The organism is Caballeronia arationis (assembly GCF_001544975.2).
GTDB lineage: Bacteria > Pseudomonadota > Gammaproteobacteria > Burkholderiales > Burkholderiaceae > Caballeronia > Caballeronia arationis.
This window is the reverse complement of the sequence record NZ_FCOG02000153.1, coordinates 1-13,254: the sequence shown is the minus strand read 5'-3', so window position 1 is coordinate 13,254 and position 13,254 is coordinate 1. Positions and strand designations below refer to the sequence as shown.

Genomic DNA, 13,254 nt, shown 5'->3' with positions numbered 1-13,254 from the left:
AACGGCGATCAATACCTTCATCGCGAGTCGCCCGAGTACCGCGACGCCGTCAAGCGCAAGACCCACGCCTATCACGTCTTCATTCAGGCTGGCATCGTCTGCCAGGGACTGCTTCAGTACCTGGCAGCGGTATTCCCTTCACTCGTCTGGAGTTCCTTTGGATCCTGGCTGCGCACCATCCGTCCCGGCATCCCTCCATCGGAGTTGGTTGTCGCCAGTGCACTACGACAATGCCTGCCCGAATTTCTCGTGAATAGCGCCAAAACCAATTTCTTCGCGAAATTCATCGCCGAAAGGCAGGACCCTGACACCTTCGAGATGTTCCGACTGGCCACATAACCCCAAGACTGTGCCGAACTCGGCACTCTTGAGTACCATAGAAAGCGCTGAAAGACGGTTATTTGCCTTTCCCCGTGAAAGTTAGCATGTTCGCAGATCCGCGGCCCTGAACCGCCCGTGATTCCGAAGTGACCCTACGGCAGTTTGCGAAGTTTAGCGGCTGGCGCTGAGACCGAACCACCGGTCGAATTCGTAGATCGTGAATGGCCGCTGGCAGGAAAATCCAATGCTCCTTGACGACCCTAAGCCGTCTATCAGACTCGAGGTACCCCAGTGACCGCGTCCAAAGTACAGCCGCCGATCTCCGCACCGAAACAATTGGTGAATTGTCGGAGCAGCGGTAGCGAAGGGCGGCTCACAAGAAAGCTCGTCGCGTCTGCCGAGGTGCCAGTCACCGACCAACTGCGTAGCCATCGCGCCTCGAAAGCCCAGACTTTGATTCGTCAAACGTGACGCTCGTTCTTCGTCAAGGCCATCGCCCGGTTTAAATCGATCAATCCGGAAAACCGAGCGGCAGATTCAGAGCGGCGCGCCGGGACAGCCAAACGCCAGGGCGGTAACGCGGATCGCCGTAGAGATCCACTAGACCCTTCAGCACGGCGACGATCCGTATTGCACCGACACGGTCGCCGAGCGCCAGAGGTCCGAGCGGGTAGCCGAGTCCGAGTCGAACCGCGGCGTCGATGTCGTCGGGCGAGGCAATCCGCTGCTGGGCGATTTCGCAGGCTGTGTTCACGATGCAGGTGAGAATGCGCTGTGCCACAAAACCACCAGAGTCACGGATCGTGGAGACTGGAGCGCCATCGATCGCGAACAGTATCTGAGCGCGTTCGAGCATGTCGGTGCGCGTCGCGGGAGTCGGCATGATCACGCGTCGCAGGCCTCGATCGAATCCAAAAAGGGTATCCACGGCCACCAAGCGCGTGGCATCGAGCGCTTCCGAGGTTGCGCTGGTGGTCGCATCGTGTCCGAGTGGTGTCACGACAATCAAGGCGTCGTGACTCGGTGCACTGCCCGTCTCCACTTCAACGTCCAACGTTTGGAGCAAATCGAGCACCCGCTGCGCTTCGTCCGGATGACGAGAACTCACCCACACCGCGGCGGGCTTCCATCCAGTCCTCTCTTGAGCCGAGACCGGCTCCGACACCCGGGTTCCACCGTTATACTCATAGAAGCCCGAACCGCTCTTACGCCCCAGCATTCCCCCGGCAAGACGGATGGCCGTAATAGGGGACGGTCGGAACCTCGGCTCGTCATAGAACTGCCGATATATCGACTCCATCACCGCGTGCGACACATCGAGACCGGTCAAGTCCAGCAGTTCGAATGGGCCCATGCGAAAGCCCATCTGCTCACGCACGATGGCGTCGACTGTCGGCTCGTCAGTCACGCCCTCCTGGACGATGCGCAGGCCCTCCGTATTGAGCGCGCGTCCTGCATGATTCACTATGAAGCCCGGCATGTCGCGGCATCGAACTGCCGTATGTCCGAGTTGCTGGGCGAGCGAGGCGAGCCAGTCGATGGTGGCATCGCTGGAACGCAGGCCGCGCACGACTTCGACCACTTTCATGAGCGGCACGGGGTTGAAGAAGTGATAGCCCGCAACCCGCTCAGGATGACGGCACCCTGCGGCAATTGCCGTGATTGACAATGACGACGTGTTCGAAACGAGCACCGCGTCGTCGCGCACGACCTCCTCGAGTTGGGCAAACAACGATCGCTTCACTTCCAGCTTCTCGACAATCGCCTCGACCACCAGATTGCAATCGGCAAGTCCGCCGACGGAGTCCACCGGTTGAATGCGCCGCAGTGCCGCCTGCGCCTGCTCCGAGGTGAGTTTTCCCTTGGCAGCGAGCTTGTCGAGCATGGCGCCGATCGCAGCGATGGCGCGCGCGGACGCGGCCGTATCGATGTCCATTAGCCGGACTTCCAGCCCAGCAACCACCGCAATTTGGGCAATTCCCTGCCCCATGGCTCCGGCACCCACAATTCCTATCTTCGCGTCTTGAACGTTTTTCATGTCGACCTCAGACCCGTTCAATCGCGATAGCAATGCCCTGCCCCACGCCGATGCACATGGTGCAAAGCGCGAAGCGGCCGCCAATGCGTTGAAGCTGGTAGCTCGCGGTCGTCACAAGGCGCGCGCCGCTCATGCCGAGCGGATGGCCCAAGGCGATGGCGCCGCCATTCGGGTTGACGCGCGGATCGTCGTCCGCGACGCCGAGCATGCGCAGCACGGCCAACCCTTGCGACGCGAACGCTTCGTTCAGCTCGATCACGTCGAACTGGTCGATGGTCATGTTCAGGCGCTTCAGAAGTTTCTGAGTCGCGGGCGCCGGGCCGATGCCCATTACGCGCGGCGCGACGCCCGCGGTCGCGAGACCGAGAATGCGCGCGCGCGGCACGAGGCCGAAGCGCTTCGCGCTGTCTTCGTCGGCGATGATGAGCGCAGCCGCGCCGTCGTTGACGCCCGACGCGTTGCCCGCCGTCACGCTGCCGTCCGGGCGCACGACGCCCTTCAGCTTCGCGAGCGCTTCGAGACTCGTCTCGCGCGGATGCTCGTCCTGCGAGACGACGATCGGATCGCCCTTCTTCTGCGCGATTGTCACCGAGACTATTTCCTGCGCGAGCGTGCCGTCGTTTTGCGCGCGCGCCGCCTTCTGCTGGCTGCGCACCGCGAACGCGTCCTGATCGGCGCGGCTCACCTTGTAGTCGTCCGCGACGTTTTCCGCCGTTTCCGGCATCGAATCGACGCCGTATTGTTTCTTCATCAACGGATTGACGAAGCGCCAGCCGATGGTCGTGTCGTAGATGTCGGCCTGACGCGAAAAGGCGCTCGTCGCCTTGCCCTGCACGAACGGCGCGCGGCTCATGCTCTCCACGCCGCCCGCGATCAGGAAGCTCGCCTCACCCGACTTGATCGCGCGCGCGGCGATGCCGATTGGGTCCATGCCCGAGCCGCACAGGCGGTTCACGGTCGTTCCCGGAACACCTTCGGGCAAGCCGGCGAGCAACGTCGACATCCGCGCGACGTTGCGATTGTCTTCGCCCGCCTGATTCGCGCAGCCGTAGATCACTTCCTCGACGGCGTTCCAGTCGACGTCCTTGTTGCGCTCCATCAGCGCGCGCAGCGGCACGGCGCCGAGATCGTCGGCGCGCACCGACGAGAGCGCGCCCGCATAGCGGCCGATCGGCGTACGAATTGCATCACAAATGAAAGCGTCTTTCATGTAAATCTCCTGTAGTTACGCGACCGTACGCGCGCAACGCTGCCAAGCCACAGCTTGCGTCGATTTCCTTGTCGATCACTGTTTCAATCCGTCAAATCATTCGCCATCGTCCACGATGCGAAGGACCGAGCTTCACGCCCCGCGATACACCGGATGGCGCTTTTCGAGGAACGCTCGCATGCCTTCCTCCTGATCGCTCGTATCAAACAGGAGCTGAAACGCCTTGCGTTCCAAAAGCAACGCGCCGTCGAGCGGCAGGTTCTGTCCGGCGTTGACGACCTCTTTGATCGCCCGGACAGCGAGCGGCGGCATGCTGGCGATGTCGCGCGCCCGTGCAAGCGCTCGCTCCAAGGCGGCGCCTGTGTCGGCCAGCTCGGAGACGAGGCCCATAGCTAACGCCATCTCCGCATCGACGGGCTCGCCGGTCAGGATCATCTTCATCGCCTGATATTTGCCGATGGTCCTTAGCAGCCGCTGCGTTCCACCTGCGCCGGGCATGATGCCGACTCGAATCTCTGGCTGACCGAATCGCGCTCCGCGTCCCGCGACGATCATGTCGCAGGCAAGCGCCAGTTCGCACCCACCGCCCAGCGCATAACCTTCGACCGCCGCAATCACGGGCTTGCGGCATGCAGCGATGGTCCGGAACACGCGGCTCGTGTCGCGCGCCGTATGTTCCCCGGAAGTCATGTTCACCATCTCGACGATGTCTGTGCCGCCGACGAAGAACGAGTTCCCGCCGGTCAGCACGATCACGCGCACGTCCAGGTCGGCGTCCGCTGCGGCAAACGCCTCGTCGAGTTGCCGCTTTACGTCAAGGCTGAGCGCATTGCGGCGCTCGGGGCGATCAATGCGAATCACGGAGACCGCCGACTCGGGACGTTCGCAGATCACGACGTTTCCGGTACTCGGTTCTGATGTCTTCATAAAACCCTCGTTTAAGACTCGATCACCGTCCCTTGAAAACCGGCGGGCGCTTTTCCACCGATGCGCGCGTCGCCTCACGCGCGTCCTCGGTGTACATCAGCTTCGTGCTGTAGCCCTGCTCGTGCTCGTAAGCTGCTTCGAGCGGCATCGATTCGATGTCGTTAAGCGCCTGCTTTGCATAGCGCAAGCCAAGCGGACTCTTGGCGGCAATCTTCGCTGCAAGCTTGAGTGCCGTCGTCATCAAGTCTTCGGGTTCGACGACTTCATCGATCAGACCGAGCCTGAACGCTTCCTGTGCGCCAATCGGTTCGCCGGTGAAGTACATGCGGCGCAATGCGCCCTGTGGAATCAACCGGCCGTGATGAGCCGCGCCCCCGCAGCGGCCGACATTGATCTCCGGCGTGCCGAACCGCGCATTGCTCGCGGCGATGCGGATATCGCACACGGTGGCCAGCACCGAGCCCGCGCCGAGGGCAGGCCCGTTGATCGCAGCGATGACGGGAATCGGGCAGCGGTAGACGGCGGAAAACGTCCTGCGCACAATGGCTGCCCGCTCGGGATCCTGCTCGGGCGTCGCGCTCAGAAACTCGTTCAGATCGAGCCCCGCGCAAAATGCGCGATTGCCCGCACCGGTGAAGATGGCGCAATGGACATCGAGTTCCTTGCCAAGGTTTTCGAAGAGATCGGCGATTTCGCTATAAAGCGCGAGCGTCAACGCGTTGACCGGCGACCGGTCGAGGGTGACGATCGCGATACCATCTCGCTTTTCGAGAGTCAGTGACATGGGTTGCCTTTGGTAGAAAGAATTTGTACGCAGTCGTCGAACCGGTAGATGCGCGCGGGGTTATCGACAAGGATGGTCTCCCGCAACGAGGCGTCGTCCACCCATTCATGGAATGTATTCAGCAAATCGCCGACGTCCGGCGCAGCATCGGCCATGCGCACGTAAGGCCAGTCTGAACTCCACACCAGTTGCCGCGCGTTCGCTTCAACCATAAGATCATGGAACGGACGCAAGTCTTCATAGCCCGGGGCCTGCTTCGATACACGGCACAGGGCCAACTTCACGCCGACGCGCCCCTCCCGGAGCAACGCCAGGACGTTCTGAAAATCACGATGCTCCGTTCCGAGCGACGGATCGAAGCACGTCATGTGTTCGAACACGACGGACAATCCGGCACGCTCGAGCTTCTCGGTGATGGCGGGAACGTCGCTGCATCGCGCCCAGACCTGTGCGTGCCAATCGAGCGCCTTCATGCGGCTCGCGAGCGACAAAGCAACCTCCAGCCCGACGCTGCCCACGAACGGTTTGCCGGTTTGCGGACTGGGCATTTCATTGAAGCGCAACGCACGCACGCCTTTGCTGTCGAGGTGTCGCAACGCTTCGTCGGTCACGTCCCGCCGCGTGACTGCAACACCGCGTAACCTGCCAGCGCCCGCCTCAAGCGCCGCGACGAGCGCCGTGTTGTCGGTGCCATACGGCGCCGGCTGAACGAGTACGCCACGGCTCGCTCCGATCGTGTCCAGCATTGCGAGATAGGTGGGACAAGGCGCGAGCGGCGGCGGATAGTTGGACGCTGTCGCAAACGGAAAGTCTTGATAAGGGCCGAACACATGCGAATGCGCATCGCAGGTGCCGTCGGGAAGCGCATTGCGCGGCGGGTGCGGCATCTTTGCCGGCACGACATCGACGGGGCGCAGAGGATCCGTGATACTGCTCATGACTTCACCCTCCATCGCCAGGTTCGGTGCGGCGCATTGAGTCGCGCTCGGCGAAACGCGCATGCCACGCGGTGAGCGCCGGACGTCCCTCGCGCCATTGCAAGTCCGGCAGGCGGAAGTCGTAGTAGGCGAGCACGCAGGCAATGGCGATGTCGCCGATCTGGATTGTTTCGAGTCGCAACTGCGGCGCCAATTTCTCGAGCGCGTCAAGTGAGGCGTCCGACTTGACCGCGAACGCCGCGAGCCATTCCGGGCGCTGCTGCGACTGCGGCTTGTTACGCTCCTGACGCCAGAGCAACAGCACATCGAGCAAGCCGTCAGCGAACGCTTGCTGCTGCAAAGCGACGAAGCGCTCGCGGCCCACGGCCGGAAAGAGATGCGCGCCGTCGTGCAGCGAGTCGAGGTATTCGCAGATCACCGATGAATCGAACAGAGCGAATCCGTCGTCGAGCACGAGCGTGGGCAACTTGCTCAACGGGTTGTCGTGAAGCAGCTCGAGATTGGGCTTGTCCATCGCGACGGGGGACCGCACGCATTCGAACTTCTCGGCAACACCCGCTTCGTACGCGCACACCATGACTTTGCGCACAAACGGCGAGCGCGGCGACCAATGCAGTTTCATGTGCCTATCCTTCGGGAACGTTAAAGAACACACGACACCTGCCGACCCGCTCAAGTCAAATGCGACTCGCTTTTCGTGTTAGGTCAATTATATGGCCTTTTGACCTAACCGGAAGGAAAAATAGATGGGTGAAAACACTGATGACGCAAGTCGCGGACGCCGCACACGGCAACACCCTCGACCCGCGTTTATAGGGCGACCTTGATGTCCAGGCGAACAACATCGCCCCGATACACGCCATTGCCGACGAAGACGATCGTCCCATCGGCATCGGTCGCGGTGCGATAGGCGTGTGCGACGGGCGCGTTGAGCGGAATCTCCAGCATCCGAGACAACTCCACGTCGGCGGTGCCAATCGTTATAGTCTGATGAATCTCCTGAAGCTTGAGGCCCGGCATGTCCCGCAATATACGCATGGTCGTGTATTGCCTGAAGGCTGACTTCGGGATGCGTCGGCTCAGGCGTTCATCGATGTATGCATCGCCGAGATAGTATGGCTGGCCTTCGCGTGAATGGCGCCGGCGCCAGTGCTGGTACGAGGGCGCGAGCTTGCCGCTTGTGTGCAGGATATTGGCGGGCATCACGCCCTTTTCAGTCTTCAGCAATTCGATTGTTGCGCCCTCTGCCGCGAGCAGCAGGCCGGAAAGATCGGTCGGCACTTCGCACCAGAGCTGGCTTTGCGGCTTCTGAATGACGAATGTGCCCTTGGCGCGAAAGCGCTCGATGAGCTTGTCCCCTTGGAGAATGTCAAGCGCCTGCCGGACCGTGGCGCGGGCGACAACACATTCTTCGGCTAGCTCGTCGACGGTCGGTATCTGCGCGCCGACGCTCCACTGGCCAGACTCGATGCGCCTTTTGAACAGCGTCGCAAGCTGGATGTAGCGGGGAACTCCGCTTAGGCTGAAATCAATGGCTGCTTCTTTCAGGGCCGCCTCTGTACTCATTGCAACTCCGGATAATGTCATGGGGCGCGTCCGGCGCGGGCTGCCCGGGCAGCCCTCGTAGCGGGAACCCTGTCAGTTTAATCCAATGAACCAGTTGTCTAGCCTACTGACTTTTACTAACAGATTCTCATGCTAGAGTGCAGCGCGCAAGCGTCGGGAGGGCTTCGCCAACCTCGCTTGAGTGCAGGAGGGGCTCGAGCGGCGGCGACACGTCGTCTGGCAACGGGATCTGATGCACATTTAGCGTCATCGACACCAGCGTGTAGTAACCGATCACGGCTCCGAGTTCCACGACACCGACGTTGCCCCAACGCTTTATCACGCGCTGATAGACGTCCTCTTCCACATTGCCCGTCTGTTGTAGCTGGCGCGCGAATTCGTAGATGTCGGCTTCTTCCGGATCCCCGAAGGCAGGTTGGGCGCCTGTTCTGATCGCGTCCAGCACTGTTTGACTCAGGCCGGCACGCAACCCTGCCTCGGCGTGAATATGCCATTCGAGCTGGCTGTTCCAGCGCCGCGCTGTGACTACGATTGCCAGTTCGGTCAACCGCGCCGGCAACGTCGTCCCATAGCGCAGGATTTCGCCGAAGCGCTGCCAGCGGTCGGCCAGTTCGGGGCGATGCAGCGCGGCGCGCAATGGACCGACGACGGTCCCGCGCGGTCCGTCGACGACAGCGCGATAGACGCGCTCCTGCTCGGCGGTCATAGAGTCGGGAGAAAAAAGCGGAATGCGGGCCACGTTCAATCCTTACAGTGAGATGTCATTTTGTTCGGCAGCCTCCGTGCACCAGCCTCAGCCGCGCTCAATGCCAAGTTCGCGCAGCACTTCGTCCGTATGCTGCCCGAGCGTCGGTGGGGCGCGGTCGAAGCTCAACGGCGCATTGCGGAGTCGAATCGGGCTCACCACCTGCGGCACGGTGCCCGAGACCGGATGGGGAAGATGGCGCAGCATCTCGCGGTGCTTAACCTGGGCGTCCTCGAAAACCATCGGGATCGTGTTGATCGGCCCGCACGGTACGGTGGCGGCATCCAGCTTGCCGAGCCAAACGTCGAGGTCGTCCTCGAGCAGCGCTTCGCGGATGATCGCGAGCAGCGGCGGAAGATTGCGCACCCGCTGCGCATTGGTCGCGAAGCGCTCGTCATCGGCGAGCTCAGGACGCACGATGACTTCACAGAATTTGCGGAACTGGCCGTCGTTGCCCACTGCGAGCACCAGAAAGCCGTCACGGCACTTGAACACGTCCTGCGGCTGGATGTTGGGATGCTTGTTGCCGTTGCGAACCGGCGTCTTGTTCGAGACAAGGTAGTTCATCGCCTGATTGGCGAGAAACGCGACCTGAACGTCGAGCATCGCCACGTCGATATACTCGCCTACCCCCGTTTCGTTTCGCCGCGCGAGAGCGGCGAGAATGCCGACCGTCGCATACATGCCCGTCATGATGTCGACAATCGGCACGCCGACCTTTTGCGGGCCGCCGCCCGGTTCCTCGTCGCGCTCGCCCGTCACGCTCATCAGGCCGCCCATCGCCTGGATCATGAAGTCATACGCGGCGTTTTCCGACTTCGGACCATTCTGGCCGAAACCCGTAATCGAGCAATAGATCAGATCCGGCCTGACGGCTTTCAGGTCGTCGTAGGCGAGACCGTATCGCTTCAGGGCGCCGGCCTTGAAGTTCTCGAGCACGACGTCGCACTGCGCCGCGAGCGCACGCACGGTCGCTTGCCCTTCGGGCGTCGCGAGGTCGACTGCAACCGAGCGCTTGCCGCGATTCACCGACAAAAAATAGCCTGATTCCTTCGACGCAGAGCCGTCGCTTGCCTTCAGGAACGGGGGCCCCCAGCTGCGGGTGTCGTCGCCGACTTCGGGGCGTTCCACCTTGATGACGTCGGCGCCAAGGTCCGCGAGAATCTGGCCGCTCCACGGCCCCGCCATGATGCGGCTGAGGTCGAGAACCCTGATATGTGAGAGAGGTCCGCTCATGATTTTTCCGGTTAGACAATATTCGCAGCTGCGGCGGTTCGCTCGCCTTAAACCATTAAACCATGTTTTTGGCCTAATGCGTGCTGCCCCTGTGAGATGAAAGCCGGCTCTTTGCGGCGTAACCGCGAGTCCTGCGTCGCATTCTGTCCGATTCGGGCGAACGGAACCTCTCGTGAAAACCCTATAGGTCATGTTATTGACTTTTATGACGCGAGGTCCTCTAATTCGGCTATCGAGTGCGTCCGCTCGGCTCGAGCGGCGAAAATGAGGAGACACCAGTGACCATCCAGACATCCGCGTCGCCCACCGGCGATTTATCCGCAGGCATCACTGCAGAGAACGCCGTCTACAAAAAGCTTCTCGGGCGTTTGATGCCGCTCCTCATGCTGCTCTATATCGTCGCCTTCATCGACCGGTCTAATGTCGGCTTCGCGAAGCTGAGCTTCCTGCACGATCTGGGGCTTTCCGAGGCGGTCTTCGGAATCGGCGCGGGCATCTTCTACGCCGGATACATGCTGTTCGAGATTCCCAGCAACATGCTGCTGGCGAAGATCGGCGCCCGAAAAACATTTCTACGAATCATGGTGCTCTGGGCGGTGTGTTCGGCGGGACTCGCCGCGATGACGGGCCAGAATAGCTATTACCTCTGGCGCTTTCTGCTTGGCGCTTCCGAAGCGGGACTTTTTCCCGGCATCCTGCTGTATCTGACCTACTGGGTGCCCGTGTCTCGCCGGGCTCGCTTCACCGCGCTGTTCATGGCCTCCATTCCCATCGCCGGCGTGATCGGCGGCCCGTTGTCGGGACTCATCATGCACACGATGGATGGCGTCGCGGGGCTGCACAGTTGGCGGTGGCTTTTCCTGATTGAAGGCATCCCGCCGTTGCTGCTCGTTTTTGTCGTGATCCGACTTTTGCACGATACGCCGGCAAATGCACCCTGGCTGTCGCCCGACGAAGCGGCCATCATCGAACGCGACTTGCGAGCCGACCGCGAGACGACCGGCGCGACCGCGCACAAGTCGTTCGGCCAGGCGCTGCTCTCCCCTCGGTTTTATCTCTTGACGGGGATGGGCGTCGCGCTGCTCGCCAGCACGTCGAACGTGTTCTTCTGGTTGCCGACAATCATCCGTCGAACTGGCATCACCGATCTGTGGACGATCGGCGTGTTGTCATCGCTCCCTTTCATTGCCGGCTTTGTTTGCCAGTACCTGGTGGCTCGACACTCCGACGCGCGCAAGGAGCGCCGCTGGCACGCCGCGCTCTCTGGCGTCGCTGCAGCGATCGGCTGGGCGGCTCTGCCAATGGTGTCGGCAAATCCCGCTTTGTCGGTTGTCGCGTTGATCGTGACGGCTGCGGGTACCTTCGCGGCGATGGGGCCATTCTGGTCCATGCCGAGCCTGTATCTCAGCAAGCAAGCCGCGGCGGGCGGCATCGCGTTGATCAGCACGCTTGCGGGTCTTGGTAGCCTGGTTAGCCCTGGCATTGTCGGCTGGCTCAACCAGACCACGCATACACTCGCCGCCGGCCAATACTACCTTGCGGCGCTGATGCTGGTAGGGGCGGTGACCGTCGTCGCGGTCGGGCGGCACGACAAGCCGAGAAAGGCGACCCACGCCTGAAGCAGCATCGCTGGGCCGAGGTTTGAAACCTTGGCGCCCCCACAACACCATCACCCGAACGTCCGCATGAGACACCGATTCCGGTCTCTCCGTTGGCGAAGCCTTGCTCACGCTGCGATAAAACCGAACTCTGGAGACAGTACATGAAAAAGCATTCTTACTCGCTTTGCGCAATCGCTGCATTGAGCGCCTTCGCCACTGCCACCTATGGTCAAAGCAGCGTCACGCTGTACGGCATTATTGATGCGGGTTTCAACTATCAGTCGAACGCTAACGGCGGGCGCCTGTTTGCCATGACGAGCGGCGTCAATCAAGGTAGCCGGTTTGGACTCTGGGGAAGCGAAGATTTGGGTGGGGGGCTCAAAGCGATCTTCCGCCTCGAGAACGGTTTTGACGTGACCAACGGTCGGCTCGGCCAAGGCGGACTGATGTTCGGCCGGCAAGCCTATGTCGGGTTATCCAACCCATATGGCACTCTGACTTTCGGCCGGCAATACGATTCGCTCATCGACTTCGTGAGCCAGTACTCGGTGAGCAATCAGTGGGGCGGCTACATATCCGCGCATCCGGGCGACCTCGACAACTTTAACTACAGCTTCCGCAGCAACAACGCAGTGAAGTTTACGAGCGCAAACTACGCCGGCTTTTCGTTTGGCGGAACGTACAGTCTCGGCGGCGTCGCCGGCGACGTAACCCGCAACCAAATATGGTCTGTTGGTGCTGGTTATACTCGCGGACCGTTCTCGGCGGGCGTCGCCTATCTCAACGCCCGCAATCCCAACACAAGCTTGTTCGGTGGAAACTCCGCCACGGCAGCTACGGCGACAGCGGCCAATGCAACGTCGCCTGTTTATCGCGGCTTCCTTTCCGCGCATTCGTATCAGGATATAGGTGCAGGCGCATCGTACACATACGGCTCCGCCACCTTCGGCGCGACGTATTCGAATATCAGTTTCCGGGGCATGGGCGATACGACCTCCGGACCAAACCCGAGCCGATACACGGGCAACGCGATTTTCAATAACGCGGAAGTTAACTTCAGCTACCAAATCACGCCCGCGTGGATGGCGGGCGTCGCTTACGATTATACCAAGGGTAGCTTGAACAACGTCAACGAAGGCGCGACCTATCACCAGGCCGAGGCCAGCACTCACTACTTCCTGTCCAAGCGAACAGATGTTTATCTATCGGCGATCTATCAGCACGCTTCCGGGGTCGATTCGACAAACAACAAGGCGGTCGCCGCCATCAACGTCCTGACGCCCTCATCGTCTGACAGCGTAAAAGTGGTACGCATCGGCCTGCGTCACAAGTTCTGACGACGGCATGGACGGACCCGTCTAGGCAGGATCCTTCAACAAAACGAATCAAATCTGGGACGGCGCCGTGCACAGGCGGCTTTCCCATCCGCTGGCGGATCCCATCCATACACGTTGCGGCCGGTGTTGTCGGCTCTCAGACAGTTGCGACAGTTCGCCCACATTGCTCATTGAAATGGTGCTGTCGGAGGTCCGCCTGTGACGACGTATCGCCATATTCTGAACGAGACAAATGGCCGCTTGCTCGGTGGAACCGTCATGTGAATGTCCCAGCCACGGTTAAGGAGAATGACCGTTCATGGCCGATTGCCGAAGATCGAAGTTCGAGCGCAAGGATCTGCGGCGACCCCGGCCCGAACTGATTCGACAGTCCGGAGGCGCTCTGACGGGAACGCGGAACAACCGCGCTATGTCCGCATCAATGCCGAAAAGCACGGCTATTACTAACGAGGCTCCGCCTCAGACCGACGAGTAGTACGGGTGACTGCGGAGCGCTGGCGGTGTAAGGTGGCTCCGGCCGAGCCGGCTGGGACGTGCCCAGCGATGTACGA

The 13,254-nt window shown here is 61.2% G+C and carries 11 protein-coding genes and 1 pseudogene; 3 read left to right on the top strand and 9 right to left on the bottom strand.

Annotated features, from left to right (window positions below; genetic code table 11):
* Nucleotides 1–339, top strand: a pseudogene (locus AWB81_RS46040) (IS4-like element ISCku4 family transposase); the annotation flags it as partial.
* A gap of 493 nt (nucleotides 340–832) precedes the next feature.
* On the opposite strand, the gene AWB81_RS36320 reads toward AWB81_RS46040, so the two are convergent.
* From AWB81_RS36320 to AWB81_RS36280, 9 genes are all read right to left on the bottom strand, one after another.
* On the bottom strand, nucleotides 833–2,359 hold the full coding sequence (locus AWB81_RS36320) for a 3-hydroxyacyl-CoA dehydrogenase (RefSeq protein ID WP_062642640.1): 1,527 nt from the start codon (nucleotides 2,357–2,359) through the stop codon (nucleotides 833–835).
* 7 nt (nucleotides 2,360–2,366) lie between these two features.
* A complete protein-coding gene (pcaF, locus tag AWB81_RS36315) occupies nucleotides 2,367–3,569 on the bottom strand; it encodes a 3-oxoadipyl-CoA thiolase (RefSeq protein WP_062642638.1) in 1,203 nt (400 codons plus the stop codon).
* Between the two features lie 132 nt (nucleotides 3,570–3,701).
* On the bottom strand, nucleotides 3,702–4,496 hold the full coding sequence (locus tag AWB81_RS36310; RefSeq protein WP_062642636.1) for an enoyl-CoA hydratase-related protein: 795 nt from the start codon (nucleotides 4,494–4,496) through the stop codon (nucleotides 3,702–3,704).
* A gap of 22 nt (nucleotides 4,497–4,518) precedes the next feature.
* Nucleotides 4,519–5,280 (bottom strand): enoyl-CoA hydratase-related protein, encoded by a 762-nt coding sequence (locus AWB81_RS36305; protein WP_062642634.1) that lies wholly within the window; start codon nucleotides 5,278–5,280, stop codon nucleotides 4,519–4,521.
* The gene (locus AWB81_RS36300) at nucleotides 5,271–6,281 is read right to left on the bottom strand and encodes an amidohydrolase family protein (protein ID WP_235026085.1); all 1,011 of its coding nucleotides are present in this window, start codon (nucleotides 6,279–6,281) and stop codon (nucleotides 5,271–5,273) included. Before AWB81_RS36300 ends, AWB81_RS36305 begins: the two co-directional genes overlap by 10 nt.
* Nucleotides 6,223–6,840, bottom strand: coding sequence for a glutathione S-transferase N-terminal domain-containing protein (locus tag AWB81_RS36295; RefSeq protein ID WP_062642631.1), 618 nt, complete (start codon nucleotides 6,838–6,840; stop codon nucleotides 6,223–6,225). The genes AWB81_RS36300 and AWB81_RS36295 overlap by 59 nt, the downstream gene beginning before the upstream one ends.
* 188 nt (nucleotides 6,841–7,028) lie before the next feature.
* On the bottom strand, nucleotides 7,029–7,784 hold the full coding sequence (locus AWB81_RS36290; protein WP_087135432.1) for a GntR family transcriptional regulator: 756 nt from the start codon (nucleotides 7,782–7,784) through the stop codon (nucleotides 7,029–7,031).
* A gap of 127 nt (nucleotides 7,785–7,911) precedes the next feature.
* Nucleotides 7,912–8,523, bottom strand: coding sequence for a carboxymuconolactone decarboxylase family protein (locus AWB81_RS36285; RefSeq protein ID WP_062642643.1), 612 nt, complete (start codon nucleotides 8,521–8,523; stop codon nucleotides 7,912–7,914).
* A 54-nt stretch (nucleotides 8,524–8,577) separates the two neighbouring features.
* Complete coding sequence (locus AWB81_RS36280) at nucleotides 8,578–9,765, bottom strand: CaiB/BaiF CoA transferase family protein (RefSeq protein ID WP_062642629.1); 1,188 nt, start codon at nucleotides 9,763–9,765, stop codon at nucleotides 8,578–8,580.
* A 278-nt stretch (nucleotides 9,766–10,043) separates the two neighbouring features.
* Here AWB81_RS36280 and AWB81_RS36275 point away from each other — a divergent pair, with 278 nt between their 5' ends.
* Both AWB81_RS36275 and AWB81_RS36270 read left to right on the top strand, forming a co-directional pair.
* A complete protein-coding gene (locus AWB81_RS36275) occupies nucleotides 10,044–11,384 on the top strand; it encodes an MFS transporter (protein WP_062642626.1) in 1,341 nt (446 codons plus the stop codon).
* Nucleotides 11,385–11,527: 143 nt separating this feature from the next.
* Nucleotides 11,528–12,703 (top strand): porin, encoded by a 1,176-nt coding sequence (locus AWB81_RS36270; protein WP_062642624.1) that lies wholly within the window; start codon nucleotides 11,528–11,530, stop codon nucleotides 12,701–12,703.
* The last annotated feature ends 551 nt before the right edge of the window (nucleotides 12,704–13,254 follow it).